Origin of the sequence: Streptomyces sp. NPDC006365 (genome assembly GCF_042870755.1) — a bacterium.
GTDB lineage: Bacteria > Actinomycetota > Actinomycetes > Streptomycetales > Streptomycetaceae > Streptomyces > Streptomyces xiangluensis.
Genome location: NZ_JBIAHS010000018.1, coordinates 47,722 through 73,047 on the forward strand (window position 1 = coordinate 47,722; position 25,326 = coordinate 73,047).

Consider the following 25,326-nt stretch of genomic DNA (forward strand, 5'->3'; position numbering starts at 1 on the left):
GGCCCCCGGGACCGGTCCCCCGCTGGTCGGATCAGCGGTCGGCTGTCATCCGGTGATTATCCGAAAAGGGAAGTCAGCGTACCGGTGATGGGCGAGATGATGTCGCTGCCGAGCTGCGTGGCCCGCTTGGCGATGGGCGACACCACGCCGTCCAGTGTGGCCCCGATCCACTTGGACTGGCCGAACGTGAGCAGCCCCAGGCTGGTTCCGACGAGGGAACCCGCGAACTCGGCGCTGTCGAAGCCGTGCTCGATGCCCGTGAACAGCGTGCTGAGTGCGGCCGACCCCACGGAGACCCAGCCGAGGACCCCTGCCGCGCCGGCGACGAACGGTGCGAACGGGCCCGTCCACGGCGCGGCGAAGGCAAGCCCCGCGGCGAGGAATCCGGAGCCGATGCTGATCCAGTTGAACGCGTCGGCGTAGAACTGGGCGTCGTTCCACCACTCGTCCTTGTCGCCCTCGCTGCCACCCGAGTTGGTCTTGTCGTGTGTCGGGCTGTCGGCCGGGTTCCTCGCCTCGTCCTTGGCCTTCTGCGCCGCCTCGGCGGCCTTGCGCGCGGCCTCCGCCGCCTCCGCCCTGCGCTTCTCCGTGACGATACGGCGGGCGTCGGTGGCCGCCGCCGCTGCCGCCTTCGCGTCCTGGCCCGCGGCAATGGCGGACTGGCGCGCGCTGTTCGCAGAGGCCTGGGCGCTGTACGAGGAGCGCACGGCGCTGCGGGCCGAGTCGATGGCCCGGTTCGCCGAGTAGTTGGCCGCACGACCCGCCTTGCGGGCCGTCTCCGCCGCGGACTTCGCCCGGTTCGCGGACTCCTGGGCGGCCTGGGCGGACCTGTCCGCGTCGTCGGCGTTCTGCCTGGCCTGCGCGGCGTACGTGTCGGCCTGCTTCGACGAGGCGAGCGCCCTGTCCGCCCATTCCTTGGCCTGGTCCGCCGCGTTGCGCGCCTCCGCGGCCGCCTTCGACGCGAGTTGCGCGTTCTCCTGCGCCTTGTAGGCGATCTTCGCGGCCGCGGCGATCGCGCCCCGGATCGCGGCGATGTGCGTGGCCGAGTCGTGGTCGAGCTGAGCCGCCTTGTACTGCGCGAGGGCGATGAAGTTCCGGCGCATCCACGTCGGGCCCTCCAGGGCGACCTCCGCGTAGGCCTTGGTGTAGATGCCCCCGGAGTTGAGCAGCGCAGCGGTGGCGACCCCGTCGTCGTCCCGTACCGCCTCGGCGTAGGTGCGGTCGAAGAAGTCCCGCAGCGCCTGAGGAGTGTTCGCGTCGAGCGCCGCGTTGGCCGCGGCCGTGACGGCCGGCCCGGGACTGGTGGAGAGGACGCCGGCGATGCTGACGCGGTTGTCCTCGGCCACGGCCTTGATCAGCCCGTCGGTCAGGAAGGCCTTCACGGCGTCGGCGGCTTCGCTCGTCAGCGCCGCGTGGACGGCGTTTCCGACGTTGGCGGAGCCAACCTCCGCGATGTGAAGGGCCGTCTCCCGGTCGTCCTGGTCCTCGGCGAGGGCCCGGTCGGCGTCGATCCAGGCGTGGACGTCCGCATCCGTACCGGCCAGTGCGAACTGGGCGGCCTCCCGCGCCCAGGCTCCCTTCGCGGCCGCCATGCCCATGGCTGCCTTGCGGCCCAGCGTGGCGGCCAGCGCGAGATCACCGTCCGCCAGCGCCTTCTCGGCGCTCGCGATCTGGTCCTTGAGGGCCTGTGCGGTCTGCTGGTCCTGCGTGCGCAGGTTTGCCTGTGCGGCCCGCTCCTCCGCTTCCATCTGGGCGAGCAGCCTGGCCTCCGCCAGGCCGTCCTGCTTGTCCTCCTCCAGGCGCGCCGATTCAGCCGCCCGGGCCGCCTGTTCCACTGCCTGGGCGTCCTCGACGGCCTTGGTGGCGGTGTTGGCGGCATTGATCGCCTCGGCCGCGTGCGCGGTGGACTTGTTGGCGTAGTCGATGGCCTGACCCGCATATTTGACCGCTTCCTCGGCCGCGTCGGCGGCCTTGTCGGCGTGTGCCGCCGCGGAGTTGGCGGCATCGCGTGCGGTGCGCGCGGCGGACGCGGCCTGGTTGGCCAGGGCCTGTGCGGTGGAGGCGGCGTTGGTGGCGCGGGTCGCGGCGTTGTTCGCGATCGCTGCCTGGCGCTTGGCCTCCGCGGCCTCGGACTGGGCGACGCCCGCAGCAGTGGCCGCCTGCGCCGAGGCGTTGGCGGCGGCGGCCGCGTTGCGGGCGGCGGACGCGGCGGCGGAACCCGCACCGGCCGCCTGCGAGGCCGCGGTGGCCGCGTAGTCGGCGGCCTTGGCCGCCGTACGGGCACGCACGGCGCCGTTGCGCGCCGCGATGGCGGCGTTCTTCGCCGCGTCGGCCTTGGAGGCGTCCTTGGAGGCGGCGATCGCCGCGTTGTACGCGCGAGCTGCGGCGCTGCCCGCGGTGGCGGCGGCCTGCGCGGCGGCGGTCGCGGCGAACGAGGCGCGACGCGAGGCCGCGACCGCGGACTGGGAGGCGCTGATGGCGTTGCGGGCGGCCTTCGCGGCACCCTGAGCGGCGCTCGCGGCCTTGCGGGCCGCCGCACCGGACTTCGCCACGTCGTCCTTGGCCGCCTCGGCCTCCGCCGCGGCCTTCTCGGCCGCCTCCTTCGCCTTCTCCGCGGCGGCCTTGGCCCGTTCGGAGGCCTCGACGGCGAGGTCGGTCTCCGCCTGGGCGCGCTTGCCCTCGCGCTCCACCACGGCGACCAGTTCCTCGATCGTCGCGGCCTCCTGGTCGCGGGCGCGCGCGATGTGCTGCCCGGTGTCCAGGAACCACTCCACCTCTTGACGACCGCCGCTGAGCGCGCGGTCCGCGTACTTCTGTACCTCCGGGCCGGCGGACATCAGCATGGTGGCGGTCTCTACCCGCTGGTCCTCCTCGCGGGCGGCGAACCGGCCCCGGGACAGGAAGGCCGCGAGGGCCTGCTCGGTGCCGGCGTCCAGGGCCGCGGACGCCTCGCGCTTGACCCCCTTGCCGCCGGTGGCCGAGACCGTGGACGTGGCCACCTGCAGGTCTTCCAGCAGGGCGGATCTGAAGCCGCCGTCGAGGAAGGCGGCCACCGTGCTGTCCCCGCCGCCCAGGGCCGCGGACGCCTCACGCCGCAGCCCCACACCGGATCTCGCGAGATAGGTGGCGACCGCGACGCGATTGTCCTCCGCCGTCACCTTCGGGAGCGTCGTGGTGAGGAACGTCTGTATGTCCGCGTCCGTGCCGTACAGCGCGTCCGCCGCGGCGGCCTTGGTCGCCTTACCGCCCGTCAGCCACGCCTTGACCACCTTCGCCCGCTCCGTGCCCGGCAGCTCGAACGGTTTGGGCGGTTCATCCGTCACCGCTGTCGCGGCGCGGGCCGGCGGGGCCAGCGCCCCGGGTGTGGCGGCGGCGGCCGTGACGGCGGCGAGGGTGCCGAGCAGGCGTCGCCGGCTCCAGAACGCTGTCTCCATAGGGATGTCGTCCTCCAGGTAAGTGCCGTGCGGCACTCGACGGAAATCATTCGTGACGCGACATCCTAGCCATTCATATTTCTTAGGGGTCGTCAATTGTTGCTGGACAAAGGCAGGTTAACCGGACACCTGGAGAGCCCTTTCAGTAGCCCCTGTCAAGGTGATGCCTGACTTGCTCTCAAATCCCCTCGGAACCCCACCGAGTGGAAATTCTCGTGCCACGAGAAACTGCGCCAACGAATCACCACAAGTTTTTCACAAGTGTTAACGCAACCTTCCGGGAAGGTGACGGGGTTCACACTTGTTGTCGAACTTGCGTCCATTTTCGGGTAGTTGACGAAGTGGACAGGTCGTGAAGAGGCGGATTGCATGGAGAAGCCCAGCGGCTCGCACAAAGACACGTGCAAGCCGCCTCTCCTTTGTGCGTTATGGCGCAGTGGAAATCCTCGTCAGACGGTTTCGTTGCCGTGGGTCTCTTCTGGCCTGACGTGCCATCGGAGCGCCGTCCCCACCTTTATGAACTGTTCCGCCCGGGGGACGGAACCGACGACTCTTGGAGCACGATGAAGGCCCGTACCGAATCTTCGGAATTCACGGAAAACAAGCAGCGGAAGAGATTCCTCGTGCGCACTCTCGCCGCCGCGACGGCGGCCGGTGCCCTGGCGTGGGCGGCCCTGTCGGGCGCGCTCACCGGCGCCGCCACCTCTCCCCAGGACCGTGCCGCGTCGACGGTCGCCGACGGCGCGCCCGGCTACGCGGTCGAGGACTTCAACTACCCCAACGCGGACAAGATCCTGGCCGAGCAGAACATCGTCCTCAAGCGCGGTGACGGGCACATCACGCTGGTGGACTGCGCCAGCGGCACGGGCTTCATCGAGGTCCTGGCACGGCGGAGCTCCGGCAAGGTGTGCTTCAAGGTCGTGGGCAACTCCGGCTGGCTGACCCTGGAGATCCCCTCGGTCTACTCCATGAAGGGCAACGACTACACGACCCAGGTCGACATGACCGTGGGTGTGGAGGAGAAGTCCTTCGACCTGGACAAGAACACCTGGACCGCCGTCGGCGAGAGCGCGGACGAACAGGGCCGCGAGCACATGCTCGTGGAAATCCGCTCCGCCAAGTAGCCGTCACACAGCAGGAACAGAGGACACGACCTTCATGCACTCCACCAGACGCCTTCGCCTCGCCGCGCTCGGCGCGGCCCTGGCGGCCGGCTCGCTCGCGCTGTCCGCGACGCCCGCCGCCGCCGTGACCGGCCCCGAGGTCGCCTCCGGTGACACCACGTACGCCTACACCGCGCAGCTCATCATCGGCGGCCACGACCGCGGCTGCTCCGGCGTCCTGGTCGACCGAGAGTGGCTGCTCACCGCCGCCAGCTGTTTCGCCGACAACCCCGCCGCCAGTCTCGCGGTGCCCGCCGGCAAGCCGGCGCTGAAGACGACCGCGACCATCGGCCGCTCCGACCTGACCGGCACCGACGGTGCCGTACGCGAGGTCGTGGAGCTCGTCCCGCGTAACGACCGCGATGTGGTCCTGGCACGCCTGAACCGGCCGGTCACCAATGTCGCCCCCGTCGCCCTGACCACCACCGCGCCCGCCGCGGGCGAGGAGCTGAGGTTCGCCGGGTACGGGCGCACCAAGACCGAGTGGGCGCCGCTCAAGCTGCACACCGGCGCGTTCTCGGTGGACGCTTCCGCCGCCACCACGGCCACGGTCACCGGCAAGGACGGCGCGGCCGCCTGCATGGGTGACACCGGCGGCCCTGTGGTCCGAGTGGCGGGCGGCACGCACCAGCTGGTCGCCCTGAACAGCCAGTCGTACCAGGGAGGTTGCTTCGGGATCGACGCGACCGTGACCGACACCGGCGGCATCGCCGCCCGCGTCGACGACCTGGCCTCCTGGGTGAACTCCAAGGTCGGCGCGAACCGCATCACCGACTTCAACTGCGACGCCGTCGAGGACATCGCCATCGCCGACCCCAAGGCGACCGTCGGCGCTGCCGCCGACGCGGGTGTGGTCCGCATCGTGTACGGCGGCGGCAAGGGCACCGCCGAGATCAACCAGGACCTCGACTGGGTGCCGGGCGGCTCCGAGGCGAGCGACTGGTTCGGTGAGGCCATCGACACCGTCGACTACAACGAGGACGGGTGCACCGACCTGGTCGTCGGCACCCCCGCCGAGGACGTCGGCAGCGTCACGGACGCCGGTTTCGCCGACATCCTGTACGGCGCGGTGGGCGGCCTCGGCACGGGTGCGAAGAAGGCCACCCACTTCGAGCAGGGCGCCGGCAACGGTTCCCTGGCCGTCTCGTCCCCCGAGGCGGGCGACCGCATGGGCCACGCCGTCGCCGCCGGTACCAGCGCGGCCGGTGAGCCGTTCGCGGTGATCGGCGCGCCCGGCGAGGGCCTCAGCGGCGCCGCCAAGGCGGGCATGGCCGTGTACCTGTACGGCTCCACCAACATCGTCACCCACCAGGACGCCACGGATGTGCCGGGCGCCGTGGAGGCGAACGACGGCTTCGGCAGCACCGTCGCGGCCGACGCCAACCACATCGCCGTCGGCGCTCCCGGTGAGGCCATCGGAGCCAACGCGGACGCCGGCAACCTGGCGGTCTTCAGCCACACGCTGAACTCCGAGGGCCGCCCCACCCCGCGCTTCGGTCTCGACCAGGACCTGGACACGGTTTCCGGCGGTGCCGAGGCCGGTGACGAGTTCGGGAAGTCCCTGGCCCTGGCTCCGTACCGCCCGTCGGGCGCGGCGACCGCCAACGAGTCGATCCTCGCGGTCGGTTCGCCCGGTGAGGACTTGACCGTCGACGGCGCCAACAAGGTCGACACGGGCAACGTCCTCACCTTCCGCGTCACTGCCTCGGGCACGTACAGCCAGCTCAACGGACTCTCTTCGGGCAGCGCCACCGACGACGTGTCCGGCACCTCCGAGGCAGGCGATCGCTTCGGCTCGACCGTGACCGCCGTGAACACCGCGCCGCGCGCGGTGAGCACCACGGCGACGATGAAGCTGGCCGTCGGAGTGCCGAACGAGGCCATCGGCACGACGGCGAACGCGGGTGCGGTCCAGACCTTCTCGCTCCTGGGCGCGCCCGGTGCCAACGACAGATGGCTGGAGCCGGGCGACGGCGACGGGATCCCCGGCACCCCGGGTGCCAACCAGTTCCTCGGGCGCAGCATCCACTTCACCGGAACCCACCTGTACGTCGGCATGCCCTACGGCCCGAGCTCCGGCGCCGTTCACGCCCTGCCGATGTCCAACGTGACCGCGGGTGGCGCGGTCGCCGCGGTCACCTCCTACCGGCCCGGCCAGGGCGGCCTCCCGTCGGTCGGCGCCCGCTTCGGCTACGCGGCGCGGTAACCCACGTGTCCTCCGGGGGCCGGCGAGAGCCGGCCCCCGGAGGACTGGAGTCCGTAGGTGTCCATGAACGGCGCGAACAGGGCCCTGTCCTGAGCGGTACATGAGAAAGGCGCCTGACCGGGAGGATTCCCGTCAGGCGCCTTTTCGGTCACTCGAGGCCCAGCTCCTCCTCCGCGACGTGCTGTGAGGCCTCGGTGTCCAGGCCGTCCGGGGAGCCAGGGAAGACCCAGAAACCCGTCGTACGGCGCGTGGCGGAACCGTCCTCGGACCGTCGGTTGCCGGAGGCGGCGACCACGTCGAGGCGGCCGTCGCCGTTTACGTCGAGCAGGGGCGGCTTGGAGATCAGGCGGTGACGGATGTACTGCTTGTCGCCCTCTCCGGGGTCGCGGTTCTCTCCGTCCACACCCGTGGACTCCAGGTCGACCGCCTGGGGTTCGGTGGCTGGGGTGACGTGGGCGAGGTCCGGGATCAGGAAGACGAGCCCGTGGGCGCTGTTGATCGCGGGCGCACTCAGTACGAGGTCGGGCCGTCCGTCGCCCGTGACGTCACCGACCGCTCGGCCCTCGGTTCCGCCGCAGCAGCCGGAGTTGAGGCCGGGGAGGACGGCCAGGGTGACCGGCGACGCGGAACTCGCCTTTCCCGGCGTGGAGTTGACGCTGACCGTGATCTTCTGGTCGTGGGCGGCAAAGCTCGCCTTGTACAGCTCGTCGTCGCCGTCCCCGTCCACATCCCCGGGATGCCCCGCGAACTCCTCGCCCTGCTCGGACTCCTGCGCCAGAACGGGGCCACGCGCCGTACCGCGGAAGTGGTGCACCCCTCGGACGCTCAGGTCGCCGTCGCCCTCGCTGTCGGGGTCCGTCCACTCGAACCACACGGTCAGCTCGGCGCGGCCGTCGCCGTCGTAGTCCTCGGAGGTGGACTGGTAGGGCGCGCTGTCGGCGGGGACGGGGCCGGTGAGTTCGGCCTGGCGGGCCGGTTTGCCCGTACGGCGGTCGAAGGGGCCGTGGAAGACGACCCCTGCGGACCGGTCGGGGCGGCCGAGGCGGAAGACGTCACCGCTGCCGTCCCCGTCGAAGTCGGCGACACTACCGAAGTCGTCACCCGCTGGACCGAGTTCGCGCAGCGCATCGCCGCCGATGGCGAGTTGGCGTATCCCGGTGATTCCGCGCGCCCCGCCCCACAGCGCGTACTGCTTGCCGTCGTTCACCGTGACCAGCAGATCGGTGAACCCGTCTCCGTCCAGGTCGGCGCGGTGCAGCCGGGGCATGTTGTCGGCGTCACGGCCCGGGTGACCGCCGCCCACGGCGAGGGAGGTACGGGTGCGGGGGTCGGGGCCGTCCGCCGAGCCGTAGACGACGTAGACGGCGCCGGTGCGGGCGAGGGCCACGTCGTCGTATCCGTCGCCGTTGAGGTCGCCTTCGCGGGGGCGGTTCTGCGACTGCCCGGCGGCGGGGTGGTCGGGACCCTGGGCGAGGGCGCCGAGCGTGAAGCCGGTGGAGGTGGCGTTCGGGGGCGTGGGGGCGGAGGGCGTCCCCGGCCCCGTACCCCTGCTTCCGCCGTCCCCGGAGCCCTCGCCAGCCGTGTCGCATCCGGTGACGACGGCGCCCAGCAGGACGGCGCAGGTGACCAGAGCCGCACCCCTTGTCGCTCTCATTCAACGACAACACCCCATGCCCCCGGTTTGAACCAGGGACATGGGGTGCTTCGTTATCCAGCCGTACCCGTTGCCGTCGGGCCGCCGTTACTTGACCGGCTGCGGCTCCGGCTCGCTCTCCGACTCGGTCCCGCCCGCCGGCGGCTCGTCGTCGACCGGCGTCCTGACGGAGTCGAGGAGCAGCTGGGCCACGTCCACGACCTGGATGGACTCCTTCGCCTTGCCGTCGTTCTTCTTGCCGTTGACCGAGTCGGTCAGCATGACGAGGCAGAACGGGCAGGCCGTGGAGACGATGTCGGGGTTCAGCGACAGGGCCTCATCGACACGCTCGTCGTTGATGCGCTTGCCGATCCGCTCCTCCATCCACATCCGCGCGCCACCGGCGCCACAGCAGAAGCCGCGCTCCTTGTGGCGGTGCATCTCCTCGTTCCGCAGGCCCGGGACGTTGGCGATGATCTCGCGCGGGGGCGTGTAGATCTTGTTGTGGCGGCCCAGGTAGCACGGGTCGTGGTAGGTGATGATGCCCTCGACCGGGGTGACCGGGACCAGCTTGCCCTCGTCCACCAGGTGCTGGAGCAGCTGGGTGTGGTGGATGACCTCGTAGTCGCCGCCGATCTGCGGGTACTCGTTGCCGATCGTGTTGAGGCAGTGCGGGCAGGTGGCGACGATCTTCTTCGCCGACTTCGGCTTCTTCGACTCGGGCGTGACGTTGCCCTCGTCGTCCATCTCCTCGCCGAACGCCATGTTCAGGGCCATGACGTTCTCCATGCCGAGCTCCTGGAACAGCGGCTCGTTGCCCAGACGCCGCGCGGAGTCACCGGTGCACTTCTCGTCGCCGCCCATGATCGCGAACTTCACGCCCGCCATGTGCAGCAGCTCGGCGAAGGCCTTGGTGGTCTTCTTGGCCCGGTCCTCCAAGGCGCCGGCGCAGCCGACCCAGTACAGGTACTCGACCTCGGAGAGGTCCTCGATGTCCTTGCCGACGACCGGCACCTCGAAGTCGACTTCCTTCAGCCACTCCAGGCGCTGCTTCTTGGCCAGGCCCCAGGGGTTGCCCTTCTTCTCCAGGTTCTTGAGCATCGTGCCCGCCTCGCTCGGGAACGCGCTCTCGATCATCACCTGGTAGCGGCGCATGTCGACGATGTGGTCGACGTGCTCGATGTCGACGGGGCACTGCTCGACACAGGCGCCGCAGGTGGTGCAGGACCACAGGACGTCCGGGTCGATGACGCCGTTCTCCTCAAGGGTGCCGATCAGCGGCCGCTCGGCCTCGGCGAGCGCGGCGGCGGGTACGTCCTTCAGCTGCTCCTCGCTCGCCTTCTCCTCGCCCTCCATGGTCTTGCCGCCGCCGGCCAGCAGGTAGGGGGCCTTGGCATGCGCGTGGTCCCGCAGCGACATGATCAGCAGCTTCGGAGACAGCGGCTTGCCGGTGTTCCAGGCCGGGCACTGCGACTGACAACGCCCGCACTCCGTACACGTCGAGAAGTCCAGCAGACCCTTCCAGGAGAACTGCTCGACCTGGCTGACACCGAAGACGTCGTCCTCGCCGGGGTCGGTGAAGTCGATGGGCTTGCCGCCGCTGGTCATCGGCTGCAGCGCGCCGAGGGCCGTCGAGCCGTCGGCGTTGCGCTTGAACCAGATGTTGGGGAAGGCGAGGAAGCGGTGCCAGGCGACACCCATGTTGGTGTTCACCGAGACGGTGATCATCCAGATCAGCGACACACTGACCTTGATCATCGCGGTGAGGTAGATCAGGTTCTGGAGCGTTCCGACGCTCAGCCCCTCGAAGGCGAGCACCAGCGGGTACGAGGCGAAGTACGCGGCCTCGTAGTGCTCCACGTGGTGGATCGCGCCCTCCAGGCCACGCAGCGTGTAGATCGCCAGGCCGATGGTGAGGATGACGTACTCGACGAAGTACGCCTGCCAGGCCTTGGAGCCCGCGAACCGGGACTTGCGGCCGGCCCGGGAGGGCAGGCTGAGCAGCCGGATGACGATGAGTACGGCGATGCCGATGACGGTCATCACGCCGATGAACTCGATGTACATCTCGAACGGCAGGAAGCCGCCGATGACCGGGAGGGTCCAGTCGGCCTCGAAGAGCTGCCCGTACGCCTGCGCGAGGGTGGGCGGGAGGGTCAGGAAGCCGACCGCGACGAACCAGTGGGCGAAGCCGACGATGCCCCAGCGGTTCATGCGTGTGTGGCCGAGGAACTCCTTGACCAGCGTCACGCTGCGGTCCCAGGGGTTGTCGGTCCGACTGCCGGCGGGAACGGGCTGGCCGAGCTTGAAGTGCCGGACGAACTGGCCGACGGCACGCGCGAGCAGAGCAACGCCGATCACGGTCAGGACCAGCGACACGACGATCGCGGCGAGTTGCATTTGGGGGCTCCTCGGGCCTGCGAGGGGATTCGTCGAGGAGGTCCGCGAAGGTCGTCCTCGAGATTACTAAGCGGTAACTTACGTACTTCTCAGAGTACCCGCATCCTGTGCCGCACTGTAGCCAGCGGCGCGGTGATCTGTGCTACTGAGGGTTGCCTGAGTGGCGTGCGCCCTGTCAGAGGAGCGGCTCCAGGACGAGACGGCGTCCGGGGTGGGAGCGGTCGTAGTCGCGTTCCTCCAGATGGGCGCCGCGCAGACACATGGCCGTTCCGGTGCCGATCACGGCGACCAGGACGAGCGTGGCGACACCGCTGCCCCAGAGCTCCGTGAGCGCCAGGAAGGAGTAGCACAGGGCCGCCGGAGGCAGGCCGATCCGGCCGACGGCGCGGACGCTGTACATGCCGCCGTCGCCGAGAGACAGGAGATGGTCCAACGAATTGAGGGCCTCCTGCATGCCGTAGGAGCTAGTCAGCCCGCTGCGTTGTCACGAAGACCAGCCATCCCGCACCCAGTGCGGCCGGCGCCGCCCAGGCCTGCCACTCCGGGCCCCACGGGCGGGCGCCTGTCGCGGCTCCCGCGGCCCGCCAGGCGGCAAGCGCACAGACCGCGAAGAGCAACAGCACGGTCGAGCGGTAGTACAGACTGCGGTCGAAGTCGTAGGTGCTGCCCCGTGGCCCGGGCTCTCGGGCACGGCCCGGCCCCAGGCCGGCGGATACGCCGTGCCGCCCTGGAGGAGCGCGACGACGACGCGGGCCCGGAGCCACTCGGGCCCCTGAACGTAAGGTTCATATAAAAGTTGAGCCTCCCCCACTCATGCCTTTTGACCCAGCGCTCAGCGTCGTGCACACTTGAGTCCGTTCCACTCAAGTCAGCTGGAGGAATCACAATGGCACGTGCGGTCGGCATCGACCTGGGCACGACTAACTCCGTCGTCAGCGTTCTGGAGGGCGGTGAGCCCACCGTCATCACCAACGCCGAGGGCGCCAGGACCACGCCGTCCGTCGTCGCCTTCGCCAAGAACGGCGAGGTGCTCGTCGGCGAGGTCGCCAAGCGCCAGGCGGTCACCAACGTAGACCGGACCATCCGCTCCGTGAAGCGGCACATGGGCACGGACTGGAAGATCGAGCTCGACAACAAGCCGTTCAACCCGCAGCAGATCTCCGCCTTCATCCTGCAGAAGCTGAAGCGGGACGCGGAGTCGTACCTGGGTGAGAAGGTCACGGACGCGGTCATCACCGTCCCGGCGTACTTCAACGACTCGGAGCGCCAGGCCACCAAGGAGGCCGGCGAGATCGCGGGCCTGAACGTCCTGCGGATCGTCAACGAGCCGACGGCCGCCGCCCTGGCGTACGGCCTCGACAAGGACGACCAGACGATCCTCGTCTTCGACCTCGGTGGCGGCACCTTCGACGTCTCGCTGCTCGAGATCGGCGACGGCGTCGTCGAGGTGAAGGCCACCAACGGTGACAACCACCTCGGTGGTGACGACTGGGACCAGCGCGTCGTCGACTACCTGGTGAAGCAGTTCGCCAGTGGCCACGGCGTGGACCTGGGCAAGGACAAGATGGCCCTCCAGCGCCTGCGTGAGGCCGCGGAGAAGGCCAAGATCGAGCTGTCGTCCTCCACGGAGACCTCGATCAACCTGCCCTACATCACCGCGTCCGCCGAAGGCCCGCTGCACCTGGACGAGAAGCTCACCCGCGCCCAGTTCCAGCAGCTGACGGCCGACCTCCTGGAGCGCTGCAAGACGCCGTTCCACAACGTCATCAAGGACGCCGGCATTCAGCTGAGCGAGATCGACCACGTCGTTCTCGTCGGTGGCTCCACCCGTATGCCCGCCGTCGCCGAGCTGGTCAAGGACCTGACCGCCGGCAAGGACGCCAACAAGGGCGTCAACCCGGACGAGGTCGTCGCCATCGGCGCCGCGCTGCAGGCCGGTGTCCTCAAGGGTGAGGTCAAGGACGTACTGCTCCTCGACGTGACCCCGCTGTCCCTCGGTATCGAGACCAAGGGCGGCATCATGACGAAGCTCATCGAGCGGAACACGACGATCCCGACCAAGCGGTCCGAGATCTTCACCACCGCCGAGGACAACCAGCCGTCCGTGCAGATCCAGGTCTACCAGGGCGAGCGCGAGATCGCGGCGTACAACAAGAAGCTCGGGATGTTCGAGCTGACCGGTCTGCCGCCGGCGCCCCGCGGTGTCCCGCAGATCGAGGTCGCCTTCGACATCGACGCCAACGGCATCATGCACGTGACCGCGAAGGACCTGGGCACGGGCAAGGAGCAGAAGATGACCGTCACCGGCGGCTCCTCGCTGCCGAAGGACGAGGTCGACCGCATGCGCCAGGAGGCCGAGAAGTACGCGGAGGAGGACCACGCCCGCCGTGAGGCCGCCGAGAGCCGTAACCAGGGCGAGCAGCTCGTCTACCAGACGGAGAAGTTCCTCAAGGACAATGAGGACAAGGTCCCCGGCGAGGTCAAGACCGAGGTCGAGACCGCTGTCGAGGAGCTGAAGACCGCGCTCAAGGGCGAGGACACCGCCGAGATCCGTACGGCCACCGAGAAGGTCGCCGCGGTCTCGCAGAAGGTGGGCCAGGCGATGTACGCCGACGCTCAGGGCGGCGCGCAGGCCGCGGACGGCCCGGGCGGTCCTGAGGGTGCCGCCGACGGCGGCGCGCAGGCCAAGGCCGACGACGATGTCGTTGACGCCGAGATCGTCGACGAGGACCGGAAGGACGGTGCCGCGTGACGGAGGAGACCCCGGGCTTCGACGAGCAGCAGCCGCAGCAGGCTCAGCCTCAGCAGCAGCCCGACGTCCCTTCCGGCGCCACACCTGATGACGCGGAGCCGAAGGCCGCCCCTCAGGAGGGGGCGGCCCCGGCCGGGGACGCGGCAGCAGCCCAGCAGGCAGCACAGCAGACGGCGGCCCTGACGGCGCAGCTGGACCAGGTGCGTACGGCGCTCGGTGAGCGCACGGCGGACCTCCAGCGGCTCCAGGCCGAGTACCAGAACTACCGCCGCCGGGTCGAGCGGGACCGGATCCAGGTCAAGGAGATCGCCATCGCGAACCTCCTGACCGAGCTCCTGCCCGTACTCGACGACATCGGCCGCGCGCGGGATCACGGCGAACTGGTCGGCGGCTTCAAGTCGGTGGCCGAGTCGCTGGAGACCGTCGCGGCGAAGCTGGGCCTCCAGCAGTTCGGCAAGGAGGGCGAGCCCTTCGACCCGACGATCCACGAGGCCCTGATGCACAGTTACGCGCCGGACGTCACGGAGACGACGTGCGTGGCGATTCTGCAGCCTGGGTATCGCTTCGGCGAGCGCACCATCCGCCCCGCGCGGGTGGCGGTGGCCGAGCCGCAGCCGGGCGCGCAGACCGTCAAGGCCGACGAGGCGGATTCGTCGCAGTCGCCGGCCGACGACAAGGAGAACGGTGGCCCGGACGAGGGCTGACTTCGGCGACGTACGGGGCGTATGGCGCGTACGAATGAACGTACGGACCGTATGGCGCGTGAGAAGGAAGGAGGGACGTCGAGGATGAGCACGAAGGACTTCATCGAGAAGGACTACTACAAGGTCCTCGGCGTCCCCAAGGACGCCACCGAGGCCGAGATCAAGAAGGCGTACCGCAAGCTCGCCCGCGAGTACCACCCGGACGCCAACAAGGGGAACGCCAAGGCGGAGGAGCGCTTCAAGGAGATCTCCGAGGCGAACGACGTCCTCGGCGATCCCAAGAAGCGCAAGGAGTACGACGAGGCGCGCACCCTCTTCGGCAACGGCGGCTTCAGGCCGGGCCCCGGCGCGGGCGCCGGCGGCACGTTCAACTTCGACCTGGGCGACCTCTTCGGAGGCGGACCCGGCCAGGGCGGGGCGGGCGGTGCCGGCGGCGGTGCCGGCGGCGGATTCGGCGGCGGCCTCGGTGACGTCTTCGGGGGCCTGTTCAACCGGGGCGGCGCGGGCACCGGCACACGTACGCAGCCCAGGCGCGGCCAGGACATCGAGTCCGAGGTCACGCTGAGCTTCACGGAGGCGGTGGACGGCGCGACGGTTCCGCTGCGGATGTCCTCGCAGTCGCCCTGCAAGGCCTGTTCGGGCACCGGCGACGCGAACGGCACGCCGCGCGTGTGCCCGACGTGCGTCGGCACGGGGCAGGTGGCGCGCGGTTCGGGCGGCGGTTTCTCGCTCACCGATCCGTGCCCCGACTGCAAGGGCCGCGGTCTGATGGCGGAAACCCCCTGCGAGATCTGCAAGGGCAGCGGCCGGGCCAAGTCGTCGCGCACGATGCAGGTCCGGATCCCCGCGGGCGTCAGCGACGGCCAGCGGATCCGGCTGCGCGGCAAGGGCGCGCCGGGTGAACGGGGCGGTCCGGCGGGCGACTTGTACGTCATCGTGCATGTGGGCACCCACCCGGTCTTCGGCCGCAAGGGCGACAATCTCACGGTGACGGTGCCGGTGACGTTCGCCGAGGCGGCGCTGGGCGGGGAGGTCCGGGTGCCGACTCTGGGCGGGCCGCCGGTCACCCTGAAACTGCCGCCGGGCACGCCCAACGGGCGGACGATGCGCGCCCGGGGCAAGGGCGCGGTCCGCAAGGACGGCACCCGCGGGGACCTGCTGGTCACCGTCGAGGTCGCGGTTCCCAAGGATGTGTCGGGCAAGGCGCGTGACGCGCTCGAGGCGTACCGCGAGGCGACCGCGGGCGAGGACCCGCGGGCGGAGCTGTTCCAGGCGGCGAAGGGAGCATGAGGACACCATGGATGGCCGTCGACGCAATCCGTACGAGCTGACCGAGGAAACTCCGGTGTACGTCATCTCGGTGGCGGCCCAGCTCTCCGGTCTGCACCCCCAGACCCTGCGCCAGTACGACCGCCTCGGCCTGGTCTCCCCCGACCGCACAGCCGGACGGGGCCGGCGCTACTCGGCCCGCGACATCGAACTGCTGCGCACGGTCCAGCAGTTGTCGCAGGACGAGGGCATCAACCTGGCCGGCATCAAACGCATCATCGAACTGGAGAACCAGGTCGCCGCCCTCCAGTCCCGCGTAGCGGAACTGCAAGCGGCCCTGGACGGCGCCGCCGCAGCGATGCAGCAACGCGAGGCCGCGGTGCACGCCTCGTACCGCCGCGACCTGGTCCCGTACCAGGACGTCCAGCAGACGAGCGCACTGGTGGTGTGGCGCCCGAAGCGCCAGCAGTCGGACTAGGGACAGCGCAACAGCGTGCAGGGGCCCGGAGGTTGATCGTCGATCCTCCGGGCCCCTGCATGTCGTACGACACCGAAGTCGCCGATCGGGATGTGTGCGTACGTCGGCGGTCAGCGCCCCGCCGCCTGCCAAAGCGTCACTGCCAGGGCGATGCATGACGTGAGGGCCGCCAGGGACGGCAGGGGCCATCGGGCGCGTTCCAGTGACTCGAGGCGGGTTTCGTGTTCGTCGAGGGTCTTGTCCGTCTGGTCGGCGCGCTGGAGCAGGAGGGCCAGGTCGCCACGGGTGGTGGCGAAGCCGACGTCTACCGAGCGGCGCAGGCGTTCCAGCTCCAGTGCGACTTCGTCGGCCTCAGTCGTCGTCATGGTCGGCCTCCGTCCCGGCGTCCTCGCGCAGCAGCCGGTCCGTACGAAACGTTCTGCGCGTGGCATCGGTCATCGTGGCGCTCCTCTCTTCGGCCTTCCCCGCTCTTCTTCGCCCCGAGTGTGGGAACATGTGTTCGATAACAGGGAGCGAGCGAATAGACTTGCATGGTGCGAGCGCGTACGCAAGTGACTACCCTCCGTGGAGGTGGGCGCGATGGTGACGCTCCAGGCCGTACGTCAACTGCCGCTGATCTGGCGGTCGTTGCCGAATCTCCACGGTTACGCGCGAGCGCGCACACACCTTGGCGCGAGGGCGATCGGTACGTTGTCCGCGCGACGAGGGGAGAGCGGACATATGCGTTCCAGCTCACAGGCCGATGCCCATTCAGATCGCAGATACCGGGCCGAGGGGCTCGACGAGTTCGCCGGCTGGATCGAGGAACTGCTGCGCGGCCGTGGCTACGACATCGACAGCCCGCGTGGGGGCGGTCGTTCGAAGCTCGCCGACGATGCCGGAGTGCATCGGGCCGCCGTGAGCCGGCTGTTGCAGCGTCAGTCCATGCCCGACCTTGAGACGATGCGGCGTATCGCGGCCGTACTGGGCGTGCCGCTGCGCGAGATGCTCATCCGGTCGGGGCGGCTGACGGAGGACGACCTGCCGGTCATCGCGGGCGGCGGGTACCCCGCGGCCGGGGACGGCCATACGGCGCTGAGTCCCGAGGAGGCGGCTCGCAGGATGGGTGTCCCGCCCGAACTGCGGGAGCTGTTCGCCAAGGTGGCGAGGCAGTTCCTGCCTGAGGGCGATTGACGCGAGGGGGCAGCGCGAGGGAGTCGAGGGAGTGCGGCACATGGGGAATCCGGGCGGCGGCCGGGGTGACGAGGCGGAACGCGTCTCCAGGCTGATGGGCGAACTGCTCATCGGACTCGGCGAGAAGGTCCGGGCGGCCGGACCGGAGGGCGTCCGCGTGCTCACCGAGGAGGAGCTGCAACGGCAGCAGCTGAACTGGTTCCGCGCCGGCTGGCACGAGCACGCCCGAGCGACCGAACCGCCGTCCTCCGACGCCCGCACCGCCACCCATCCCGAGTCCGCCCCCAACGCGCGTACCGACGACGGCGTCCGCCGCCGGCACCCCGACGGCGAACACTTCCCGCTCCCCCCGCCCCGCCTCCTCCGCTTCCCTGAACACCCACCGGACGACGGGGACTGACTCAGGACGCGCCGGCTCGCTCGTAGCGCAGGAGCACGAGGCCGTTGCCGAAGGTGTGGGTCGCGGCGAGACGGAGGCGGGTGGTGGCGTCCGATTCCGGGAAGAGGGGACGTCCGCGGCCCAGGATGACCGGAACGACGTAGAGCAGGTACTCGTCGATCAGGTCGTGGCGGCGGAACTCCGCCGCGAGTTCCGCACCGCCGATTCCGAGGTCGCCGCCGGGCTGCTCCTTGAGGGCCCTGACTTCCTCGGGCACGACTTCCCGTACGACGGTCGTGTTCCAGTCGGCTGGACCCGGCTCCAGGGTGCGGGAGTACACGATCTTCGGCATGTCCCGATAGATGGCCGCGAACTCGCGCACGGGCTCCGTGGCCGAGGGGTCCTCGTCGGCGGTCGGCCAGTAGCCGACCATCAGCTCGTGCATGACCCGCCCGTGCAGGAAGCCGCCCATCGGCTTGATGCGCTCGTTGAAGTGGCGGTGCACCTCGTCGTCGACCAGATGCCAGTCGAGTTCGCCGTTCGGACCCGCGAAGTAACCGTCGAGGGACACGGACATACTCAGCGTGATCTTGCGCATCGGGGCTCCCGGGCTCGCGGTGGGTGAACTGCCGATGGACAGGCGATCACGTATGCTCCATCCTCGCCCGCCGGTCCTCCAGATCTTCACCTCTGTGTCTTCACGACAACCACGCAGAGTGCTGTTGTGATCTCGTTAGACAGAATTCCTTGACGCATTTGATACGCCCGCGTTGGCTTTTTGTCACCTGGGTCGCAAAACTGCGCTCTCGTTCGGAAGGCACCAGAAGTGAACAGCCGTATGCGTCGTATCGCCATATCCCTGGCCGTGTCCACCATGACTCTCTCGCTCGCCTCATGTGGTGTGCTCGAAGACAGCACGGAGGGCGGATCGGCGAAGCCGACCAGGGGCGACGACATCACGGTGGGTCTGCTGCTGCCGGAGAAGGCGAACCAGCGCTACGAGAAGTTCGACCACCCCATCATCAAGAAGAAGGTCGACGAGCTGACCAACGGCAAGGGCGAGGTCGTATACGCCAACGCCGACCAGGACGCCGGCGAGCAGAGGAACCAGCTCCAGCGGATGGTCGACGACAAGGTCGACGTGGTGCTCCTGGACGCGGTGGACGCCAAGGACATCGCGGACGGCGTGCAGAAGGCGAAGGACGCGGACATCCCCGTCATCGCATACGACCGGCTGGCCGAGGGCCCCATCGACGCGTACGTCTCCTTCGACAACCAGCAGGTCGGGGAGGTGCAGGGCCGTGCGCTGGCCGAGGTCCTGGACGGCGGCAGGTCCGAGAAGATCGTCATGATGAACGGTGCGGTCACCGACCCGAACGCGGCCCAGTTCAAGAAGTCCGCCCTCGCCGAACTCAGCGACAAGGTGACCATCGCCAAGCAGTACGACACCAAGGACTGGAAGCCGTCGAACGCGCGGGCCAACATGATGGCCGCGATCTCCTCCATCGGCGCCGCGAACATCGACGGGGTGTACTCCGCCAACGACGGCATGGCGGGTGGCATCGTCTCCGCTCTGAAGGCGGCCGGCGTGACCGACCTGCCGCCGATCACCGGCCAGGACGCGGAACTCGAGGCGGTGCAGCGCATCGTCTCCGGCGAGCAGTACATGAGCGTCTACAAGCCCTACCCCGAAGAGGCCGAGACCGCCGCCGAGCTGGCCGTGGCCGTGGCCCGCGGCTGGGGCATCGAGTTCGACGCACTCACCCGCGACAAGGTGGACAGCCCGACGAAGGAGAACATCCCGGCCCACCTCGTCCTCGTCTCCCCCCTGACGAAGGACAACATCGAGGACACGGTCATCAACGACGGCATCTACAAGGTCTCGGACATCTGCACGTCCAAGTACGAGACGGCATGCGAGGAACTCGGCCTGAAGAAATAGGTAGGGGTCCGGCTTCCGGGCAGGAGGAGGCAGGGGCGGGAGCCGGATGGTCCCGCCCTCACCGGGACGGCATCGCAACCGTCCCCACGTCACGCATTCAGTGGACGTGACGTCCGGCCGGAGGCCTCGTCTATTTCGTCGTGGGCCTTGGTCAGGAGTTTCATGGCCAGTTCGTTCAGGGCCCTGGCTCCTGCCACTTCTTCGCCCACCCTTGGCTGGTTGGAGTCGGTGGGGTGGCGTTTGGCGTAGCCGTGGGCTCGTACCTCGCTTCCATCACGGAGTCGTACGAGGGCGGCGGCGCGGGTGCGGTGGTCGTCCTCCTCGAATTCCAGCTCCACGTGCCATCCGACAGCCGAGTGGGTCATCGCGATCACCTCCGGAGACGGCCGGCTATGGCTACCACCAACAGGATCCGCCCGCCTGCCCCACTTACGCCACCCGCGTGAACTCCACGGTCACCTCGGGAGGCCCTCCGGCCACCCCCCGGTACACCCCCTTGTGCGGGGTGACGTCGTCGTAGTCGCGGCCCCGGCCCACGACCACGTGGGACTCGTCGACGCGGACGCGGTTGGTGGGGTCGTAGCCGGTCCAGTCGCCCGCCCAGTACTCGACCCAGGCGTGGCTCTGGCCTTCGACGGGGCGGTGGAGCTCCGCGTCGCGGTCGGGGTGGAGGTAGCCGGAGACATAGCGGGTGGGCAGGCCGAGGGCACGCAGCAGGCCCGCCGTGAGGTGGGCGATGTCCTGGCAGACGCCGGCGCCCTGTTCCCAGGCCTCGGCGGCGGCGGTGTTCACGCCGGTGGAGCCGGGGATGTACCTGACGTGGTCGGCGACCATGGACGACACCGCCACCGCCGTCTCGTGCGGGTCGAGGCCGGCCGCGGCCGTGCGGGCCCGCTCGACGAGTGCGTCGGGCATGGTCGTACGGGATGTCGGTGCCGCGTACTCCAACAGGCGGGAGTTCGCGACCCGTTCGGCCACCTCCGCCCAGGTCGGGGCCGAGGGGAGCCCGCCCGGCGGGGCCGTCTCGACCAGGCTCACCGCCGTGATCATCAGGTCCGCGTGCGGTTCCATCAGGTCGAAGCCGGTGACCTGGGTGCCCCAGTAGTCCCAGTACGACCAGGTCGGGGTGGAGGGGTTCACCAGGACGCGGGCGTCCAGCGTGGTCTGGCTCGGGAGCGTCAGCGGCGTCATGCGGACCTCGTTGTGGGAGGAGACCGCGGCCTGGGCGTACGACACCTTCGTGGTGTGCCGGATACGGAGCCGTCTCGTCATGGCGTGCTCACGCTCCTTCCTGGGCCCACTCGACGGGCCCCTGGTACGGGAAGAACTTCTCCGCGACCGCCTCGGCGGAGGCCATGCAGGATGTCTGCAACTCCCCGAGCAGGGACGGGAGTACGTCTTCGAGAGCTGTTGAGTCCTGGTACTCCAGAAGCGTGCGCATCCGGCCTATCGGGCGGCGTGCCGGATCCTGGCGCGGGCGGCCGAGCGCCGCCAGGCACTCCTCCGCCGTGGTCAGCGCGTGCAGTACCGAACGCGGGAACTCCCGGTCCATGATGAGGAATTCGGCCACGCGGGCCGTGTCCCCGAAGCCGCCGTACACGCGGGCGTACGCCTCGTCCGCCCCGCTCGCGCTCAGCAGCGTCGGCCAGTCCGGCGCGTGGGGGGCGTCCAGTACCCGTACGGACAGCAGCCGTACGGTCATGTCCACCCGCTCCAGACTCCGGCCGAGGACCACGAAGCGCCAGCTGTCGTCGCGGCTCATCGTCGAGTCGGCCAGGCCGAAGAAGAGCGCGGCCCGGCGGCGTACGAGTTCGAGATAGGCGTACGGGCCGGTGCGGCGGGCCGCCATGCGCTGGTCGGCGAGGGCGTGCCAGGTGGAGTTGAGGCACTCCCACATCTCGGAGGAGACCGCCTCGCGGGCGCTGCGGGCATTGAGGCGGGCGGCCCCCAGCGCTCCCTCGATGGAGCAGGTCGAGCGGGCGTCGAAGGCCAGCTGGTCCAGTACCTGCTGCATGTCCACGCGTGTGTCGCCCGCGTCGACGCCGAGGATCGCGTACAGCGAGCGGCAGGCCACGTCCTCGTCCCTCCAGGGGTCCTCCAGCAGCCGGTGCAGATACGCGTCGAGGATGCGGCCCGTGGCGTCCGCCCGCTCGACGTACCGGCCCGTCCAGGTCAGCGCTTCGGCGATGCGGGAGAGGATCACGTCGTTCACGGCCGTACCTCCTCGATCAGTGTTCGCTCCGTCCGGGGGTGTCCGGTGCGTGGTCGTCACTGCTGTTGCGCCCCTTCCTGCGGGACGAGGCGTTCCCCGTCGGGGCCGAGCTGGCGCGGGGCGACGTCCGGTACGGTGCCGGGCTCCTCCGGGAGCCGCCCGCCCGCCGGACCCTCCGCGAGCACCCAGGTGTCCTTGGAGCCGCCGCCCTGACTGGAGTTGACGATGAGGTTGCCCTCCTGGAGGGCAACGCGGGTGAGCCCGCCCGGCAGCACCCACACCTCGCTGCCGTCGTTCACGGCGAAAGGCCGCAGATCGATGTGGCGCGGCGCCATCCGGTCGCCCGCAAGCGTGGGGGACGTGGACAGGGCGACGGGACGCTGGGCGATCCAGCCGCGCGGATCGGCGATGACCTCTTTGCGTACGCGATCCAGTGTGGCCTTGTCCGCGTGCGGACCGATGACGATGCCCTGCCCGCCCGCTCCGTCGACCGGCTTCACGACCAGCTGGTCGAGCTGGTCGAGGACCGCCTCCAACTGCTCCGGTTCCTCGGGGCGAAACGATTCGACATTGGGGATGACGGGTTCCTCGGCGAGGTAGTACCGAATGAGATCCGGTACGTACGTATAGAGCAGCTTGTCGTCCGCGATGCCGTTGCCGACGGCGTTCGCGAGTGTGACATTCCCCGCCTGGGCGGCGCTCATGATGCCCGGGCAGCCGATCACCGAGTCGGGGCGGAAGTGGAGCGGGTCGAGGAAGTCGTCGTCGAGCCGCCGGTATACGACATGGACCGGCATCTCGCCGCGCGTCGTCCGCATCCAGACGCGGTTCCCGCGGCACACGAGATCGTGGCCCTCGACGAGTTGCACGCCCATCAGCCGGGCCAGCAGGGCGTGTTCGAAGTAGGCGGCGTTGTTCGGGCCGGGGGTGAGGACGACGACACGCGGGTCGCCGACGCCGTCGGGCGCGGCCGCGCGCAGCGCCGCGAGCAGGCGCTGCCCGTAGCCGTCGACCGGGCACACATGCTGCTCGGCGAAGAGGGAGGGGAAGATCCGGGTCATCGCGCGCCGGTTCTCGATGACGTACGAGACCCCGGACGGGACCCGTACGTTGTCCTCCAGGACCCGGAAGTCGCCCGCCTCGTCGCGTACGAGATCGATGCCGGCGACATGGATGCGTACACCGCCCGGCGGTTCCACACCGTGCGCGGCCCGGTGGAAGTGCCCGGAGTTGAGAAGCAGCCGCCAGGGCACCACCCCGTCCTCGAAGGCCCGGCACGGCCCGTACGCGTCGGCGAGGTAGGCCTCCAGGGCCCTGACCCGTTGTGCGACCCCGCGCTGGATCAGGTCCCATTCGAGAGCGTCGAGGACCCGGGGCACGAGGTCCAGCGGCCAGGGTCTTTCCTCGCCCGCGAAGGCGTAGGTCACGCCGCGGTCCGTGAACGCGCGTGCCATCTGGTCGGCCCTGAACCGGAGTTCGGCCGGTTCCATCGGTTGAAGCGCTGCCAGCACCGGCTCGTAGGCGGTCCTGACTTCACCCGGCCGCTCAAACATCTCGTCCCACGCGTCGGCCAACGCGTATGCGTCAAATATGTCCGCCATGGCCTGACGGTAGGTGCGGCAGGTAACGGGGTGATCACTCGGGGATTTCGGGGAGCTCACGGGGTGATCTAGAGGTGAGGTGCCAACTGCGCCGATGGCGTGCGCAACCAATGATAAACACGCCTATAATAAATTCCCTGCTTATGGACCCCGCCGACAGGACGCGGCAGACCCGGAGGCCCCGTGATTCCCAAGCCCGAGAAACCTGAGACCATGTTCGACCGTGACTTCGAGTGGGCCGAGCTCGTGCGCTACGCGGGTTACCAGGGGCCCGAGGCCACATTGGGCGTGGTGTCCGGTCGGCGGCGGCAGGGCAAGACCTTTCTGCTGGACGGGGTGTGCCGGGCGAACGGCGGGTTCTTCTTCGCGGCCAGTGAGGCCACCGAGGCCGAATCGCTACGGCAGTTCGGCGCGGCGATGGCCCGGTTCCAGGGGCGGCGGACGCCGTACCGGTTCGCGCACTGGGACGAGGCCGTCGAGGCGATGATGCGGCTCGCGACGCCGGACACCGGACCACTGACCGTCGTACTCGACGAGTTCCCGTTCTTGGTCAAGGCCTCGCCCGAGCTGCCGTCACTGCTCCAGCGAGCCCTCGGGCCGCAGGGGCGCCGGGAGGGCGGTCCCGTCCGGCTGCTGCTGTGCGGATCGGCGCTGTCCTTCATGGGGAACCTGCTCTCCGGTACGGCGCCGCTGCGCGGCCGGGCGAGCCTGGAACTGGTCGTGCCGACACTCGACTACCGGTCCGCCGCCCGGTTCTGGGGCATCGAGGACGCCCGCCTGGCTCTCGTGCTCAACTCCGTGGTGGGCGGCACTCCCGCCTACGGCCGTGAGTTCGTGCTCGGCGACACGCCCGCCGACCTCGACGACTTCGGCCCCTGGATACTGCGCAACGTCCTCAATCCTGGCCGCCCCCTCTTCCGCGAGGCACGCTTCCTCCTCGCCGAGGAGCCGGACCTGCGTGACACCGCGCTCTACCACGGCGTCCTCGCTGCCATCGCCCAGGGCAACCACACCCGGGGCGGCATCGCGAGCTTCCTGGAGCGCAAGTCCACCGACCTCGGCCACGCGCTGACCGTCCTCGAGGACACCGGCATGATCACGCGCGATCCGGACGCCTTCCACGGCAGACGTTCCGCTTACAGGATCGCCGAGCCCATCCTCACCTTCTACTACGCAGTCATGCGCCCGGATTGGAGCGACCTGGAACGGCCGGGACAGGCACCGGCCGTCTGGGAGCGGTCGCAGTCCACCTTCCGCAGCAAGGTCGTCGGCCCGCACTTCGAGCAGATCTGCCGAACGTGGGCCCGTTGGTACGCCGCCGCCGACACTCTGGGCGGGCAGCGAACCCGCGTCGAGTCCGGCACGGTCGCGGACCCTGAGGCCAGGACCAGCCAGGAGGTCGACCTGGCGGTCTTCGGACGTACGGACGACGGCCGCGAGGTCCTGCTGGCCATCGGCGAGGCCAAGTGGAACGAGACCATGGGCACAGGCCACCTCGACCGACTTCGCCGCATCCGCGGGCTGTTGCGCAAGCGCTCGGGTACGGACGTCGCCGGTACGCGGCTGCTGTGCTTCAGCGGGGCGGGGTTCAGCGACGGCCTTCGAGCCACTGCTGGATCGGATCCGTCCGTCCAGTTGATTGACCTCGAGCGGTTGTACCGGGGGGAGTGAGTCGGGGCCGCGGGCGGATCACGGGCCCGCCGAATGGATGCGTGCATGCCGCCACCACCGGAACCGCGGTTGCTCGCGTAGGGCTTTCAGGACGCGGTGGTCGCCGAACATCTCGGCATCAAGTAGCGCTTCGCCGGAGGTTGTCGAGGAGAGCGGCGAAGCCCTGGGCGGCGGTGGTGAGAACGTTGCGGGGGTCGTCGCTCTCGCGGAGGTGGATCGTTCCGTCAGGGGCTACGGCGACATTGATGCAGTTCCCCTCGGCTCCGCCGCTGAACGACGACTTCTGCCAGGTGAGTTGGGGCATTCTCG

21 protein-coding genes are annotated in these 25,326 nt (G+C 69.6%); 10 read left to right on the forward strand and 11 right to left on the reverse strand.

Annotation, left to right across the window (positions count from 1 at the left end):
• Positions 1-56: 56 nt before the first annotated feature.
• Positions 57-3,434: a hypothetical protein gene (locus ACFYO0_RS35625; RefSeq protein WP_388684559.1), complete on the reverse strand. Its 3,378-nt coding sequence runs from the start codon at positions 3,432-3,434 to the stop codon at positions 57-59.
• Between the two features lie 623 nt (positions 3,435-4,057).
• Here ACFYO0_RS35625 and ACFYO0_RS35630 point away from each other — a divergent pair.
• Both ACFYO0_RS35630 and ACFYO0_RS35635 read left to right on the forward strand, forming a co-directional pair.
• Entirely contained in the window at positions 4,058-4,558 is a 501-nt protein-coding gene (locus ACFYO0_RS35630) for a hypothetical protein (protein ID WP_388684562.1), read from the forward strand.
• 34 nt (positions 4,559-4,592) lie between these two features.
• Positions 4,593-6,803, forward strand: a complete 2,211-nt coding sequence (locus ACFYO0_RS35635; protein ID WP_388684564.1) for a S1 family peptidase — start codon at positions 4,593-4,595, stop codon at positions 6,801-6,803.
• Positions 6,804-6,951: 148 nt separating this feature from the next.
• Here the strand turns inward: ACFYO0_RS35635 and ACFYO0_RS35640 are convergent, their stop codons facing one another.
• The 3 genes from ACFYO0_RS35640 to ACFYO0_RS35650 all read right to left on the reverse strand — a co-directional run bounded on the left by ACFYO0_RS35640 (position 6,952) and on the right by ACFYO0_RS35650 (position 11,290).
• Positions 6,952-8,457 (reverse strand): FG-GAP repeat domain-containing protein, encoded by a 1,506-nt coding sequence (locus ACFYO0_RS35640; protein ID WP_388684567.1) that lies wholly within the window; start codon positions 8,455-8,457, stop codon positions 6,952-6,954.
• Between the two features lie 87 nt (positions 8,458-8,544).
• Positions 8,545-10,836 carry a (Fe-S)-binding protein gene (locus ACFYO0_RS35645; protein ID WP_388684568.1) on the reverse strand — a complete coding sequence of 764 codons (2,292 nt, stop codon included), beginning with the start codon at positions 10,834-10,836 and terminating at the stop codon, positions 8,545-8,547.
• 175 nt (positions 10,837-11,011) lie between these two features.
• On the reverse strand, positions 11,012-11,290 hold the full coding sequence (locus ACFYO0_RS35650) for a hypothetical protein (protein ID WP_388684571.1): 279 nt from the start codon (positions 11,288-11,290) through the stop codon (positions 11,012-11,014).
• Between the two features lie 432 nt (positions 11,291-11,722).
• On the opposite strand from ACFYO0_RS35650, the gene dnaK reads away from it, so the two are divergent.
• The 4 genes from dnaK (at position 11,723) to ACFYO0_RS35670 (ending at position 16,039) form a co-directional block, all read left to right on the forward strand.
• Positions 11,723-13,588, forward strand: a complete 1,866-nt coding sequence (gene dnaK, locus ACFYO0_RS35655; protein ID WP_388684574.1) for a molecular chaperone DnaK — start codon at positions 11,723-11,725, stop codon at positions 13,586-13,588.
• Positions 13,585-14,292, forward strand: coding sequence for a nucleotide exchange factor GrpE (grpE, locus tag ACFYO0_RS35660; protein ID WP_388684577.1), 708 nt, complete (start codon positions 13,585-13,587; stop codon positions 14,290-14,292). The genes dnaK and grpE overlap by 4 nt, the downstream gene beginning before the upstream one ends.
• An 84-nt stretch (positions 14,293-14,376) precedes the next feature.
• Positions 14,377-15,582, forward strand: coding sequence for a molecular chaperone DnaJ (dnaJ, locus tag ACFYO0_RS35665; protein WP_388684579.1), 1,206 nt, complete (start codon positions 14,377-14,379; stop codon positions 15,580-15,582).
• Positions 15,583-15,589: 7 nt separating this feature from the next.
• Positions 15,590-16,039: a heat shock protein transcriptional repressor HspR gene (locus tag ACFYO0_RS35670; protein WP_165341470.1), complete on the forward strand. Its 450-nt coding sequence runs from the start codon at positions 15,590-15,592 to the stop codon at positions 16,037-16,039.
• 110 nt (positions 16,040-16,149) lie between these two features.
• Here ACFYO0_RS35670 and ACFYO0_RS35675 read toward each other — a convergent pair whose 3' ends face one another.
• The gene (locus tag ACFYO0_RS35675; protein WP_386342548.1) at positions 16,150-16,404 is read right to left on the reverse strand and encodes a hypothetical protein; all 255 of its coding nucleotides are present in this window, start codon (positions 16,402-16,404) and stop codon (positions 16,150-16,152) included.
• Positions 16,405-16,759: 355 nt separating this feature from the next.
• Here ACFYO0_RS35675 and ACFYO0_RS35680 point away from each other — a divergent pair, with 355 nt between their 5' ends.
• Together ACFYO0_RS35680 and ACFYO0_RS35685 are read left to right on the forward strand one after the other, a co-directional pair.
• Positions 16,760-17,212: a helix-turn-helix domain-containing protein gene (locus tag ACFYO0_RS35680; protein WP_388684583.1), complete on the forward strand. Its 453-nt coding sequence runs from the start codon at positions 16,760-16,762 to the stop codon at positions 17,210-17,212.
• A gap of 40 nt (positions 17,213-17,252) precedes the next feature.
• Positions 17,253-17,612, forward strand: coding sequence for a hypothetical protein (locus ACFYO0_RS35685; protein WP_388684585.1), 360 nt, complete (start codon positions 17,253-17,255; stop codon positions 17,610-17,612).
• 1 nt (position 17,613) lies between these two features.
• Here the strand turns inward: ACFYO0_RS35685 and ACFYO0_RS35690 are convergent, their stop codons facing one another.
• A complete protein-coding gene (locus ACFYO0_RS35690; protein ID WP_388684587.1) occupies positions 17,614-18,189 on the reverse strand; it encodes a dihydrofolate reductase family protein in 576 nt (191 codons plus the stop codon).
• Between the two features lie 228 nt (positions 18,190-18,417).
• Here ACFYO0_RS35690 and ACFYO0_RS35695 point away from each other — a divergent pair, with 228 nt between their 5' ends.
• Positions 18,418-19,533, forward strand: a complete 1,116-nt coding sequence (locus ACFYO0_RS35695) for a sugar ABC transporter substrate-binding protein (RefSeq protein WP_388684589.1) — start codon at positions 18,418-18,420, stop codon at positions 19,531-19,533.
• Between the two features lie 89 nt (positions 19,534-19,622).
• Here the strand turns inward: ACFYO0_RS35695 and ACFYO0_RS35700 are convergent, their stop codons facing one another.
• The 4 genes from ACFYO0_RS35700 to ACFYO0_RS35715 form a co-directional block, all read right to left on the reverse strand.
• A complete protein-coding gene (locus tag ACFYO0_RS35700) occupies positions 19,623-19,898 on the reverse strand; it encodes a DUF1876 domain-containing protein (protein WP_388684592.1) in 276 nt (91 codons plus the stop codon).
• Between the two features lie 64 nt (positions 19,899-19,962).
• Entirely contained in the window at positions 19,963-20,805 is an 843-nt protein-coding gene (locus ACFYO0_RS35705; protein ID WP_388684594.1) for a transglutaminase domain-containing protein, read from the reverse strand.
• Positions 20,806-20,812: 7 nt separating this feature from the next.
• Positions 20,813-21,745, reverse strand: a complete 933-nt coding sequence (locus tag ACFYO0_RS35710) for an alpha-E domain-containing protein (protein ID WP_388684596.1) — start codon at positions 21,743-21,745, stop codon at positions 20,813-20,815.
• A gap of 56 nt (positions 21,746-21,801) precedes the next feature.
• Positions 21,802-23,346 (reverse strand): circularly permuted type 2 ATP-grasp protein, encoded by a 1,545-nt coding sequence (locus ACFYO0_RS35715; RefSeq protein ID WP_388684598.1) that lies wholly within the window; start codon positions 23,344-23,346, stop codon positions 21,802-21,804.
• A 213-nt stretch (positions 23,347-23,559) separates the two neighbouring features.
• Between ACFYO0_RS35715 and ACFYO0_RS35720 the strand changes: the two genes are divergently transcribed.
• Positions 23,560-25,017: an ATP-binding protein gene (locus tag ACFYO0_RS35720; RefSeq protein ID WP_388684600.1), complete on the forward strand. Its 1,458-nt coding sequence runs from the start codon at positions 23,560-23,562 to the stop codon at positions 25,015-25,017.
• Between the two features lie 118 nt (positions 25,018-25,135).
• On the opposite strand, the gene ACFYO0_RS35725 is transcribed toward ACFYO0_RS35720, so the two are convergent.
• Positions 25,136-25,321 carry a DUF397 domain-containing protein gene (locus tag ACFYO0_RS35725; protein WP_388684602.1) on the reverse strand — a complete coding sequence of 62 codons (186 nt, stop codon included), beginning with the start codon at positions 25,319-25,321 and terminating at the stop codon, positions 25,136-25,138.
• Positions 25,322-25,326: the final 5 nt, after the last annotated feature.

Bases quoted from the DNA above. Each gene is read 5' to 3' on its own strand.
- ACFYO0_RS35625 (WP_388684559.1), bottom strand. From the start codon at position 3,434: ATGGAGACAGCGTTCTGGAGCCGGCGACGCCTGCTCGGCACCCTCGCC.
- ACFYO0_RS35635 (WP_388684564.1), top strand. From the start codon at position 4,593: ATGCACTCCACCAGACGCCTTCGCCTCGCCGCGCTCGGCGCGGCCCTG.
- ACFYO0_RS35640 (WP_388684567.1), bottom strand. From the start codon at position 8,457: ATGAGAGCGACAAGGGGTGCGGCTCTGGTCACCTGCGCCGTCCTGCTG.
- ACFYO0_RS35645 (WP_388684568.1), bottom strand. From the start codon at position 10,836: ATGCAACTCGCCGCGATCGTCGTGTCGCTGGTCCTGACCGTGATCGGC.
- ACFYO0_RS35650 (WP_388684571.1), bottom strand. From the start codon at position 11,290: ATGCAGGAGGCCCTCAATTCGTTGGACCATCTCCTGTCTCTCGGCGAC.
- dnaK (WP_388684574.1), top strand. From the start codon at position 11,723: ATGGCACGTGCGGTCGGCATCGACCTGGGCACGACTAACTCCGTCGTC.
- dnaJ (WP_388684579.1), top strand. From the start codon at position 14,377: ATGAGCACGAAGGACTTCATCGAGAAGGACTACTACAAGGTCCTCGGC.
- ACFYO0_RS35670 (WP_165341470.1), top strand. From the start codon at position 15,590: ATGGATGGCCGTCGACGCAATCCGTACGAGCTGACCGAGGAAACTCCG.
- ACFYO0_RS35675 (WP_386342548.1), bottom strand. From the start codon at position 16,404: ATGACGACGACTGAGGCCGACGAAGTCGCACTGGAGCTGGAACGCCTG.
- ACFYO0_RS35680 (WP_388684583.1), top strand. From the start codon at position 16,760: ATGCGTTCCAGCTCACAGGCCGATGCCCATTCAGATCGCAGATACCGG.
- ACFYO0_RS35685 (WP_388684585.1), top strand. From the start codon at position 17,253: ATGGGGAATCCGGGCGGCGGCCGGGGTGACGAGGCGGAACGCGTCTCC.
- ACFYO0_RS35690 (WP_388684587.1), bottom strand. From the start codon at position 18,189: ATGCGCAAGATCACGCTGAGTATGTCCGTGTCCCTCGACGGTTACTTC.
- ACFYO0_RS35700 (WP_388684592.1), bottom strand. From the start codon at position 19,898: ATGACCCACTCGGCTGTCGGATGGCACGTGGAGCTGGAATTCGAGGAG.
- ACFYO0_RS35705 (WP_388684594.1), bottom strand. From the start codon at position 20,805: ATGACGAGACGGCTCCGTATCCGGCACACCACGAAGGTGTCGTACGCC.
- ACFYO0_RS35715 (WP_388684598.1), bottom strand. From the start codon at position 23,346: ATGGCGGACATATTTGACGCATACGCGTTGGCCGACGCGTGGGACGAG.
- ACFYO0_RS35720 (WP_388684600.1), top strand. From the start codon at position 23,560: ATGTTCGACCGTGACTTCGAGTGGGCCGAGCTCGTGCGCTACGCGGGT.
- ACFYO0_RS35725 (WP_388684602.1), bottom strand. From the start codon at position 25,321: ATGCCCCAACTCACCTGGCAGAAGTCGTCGTTCAGCGGCGGAGCCGAG.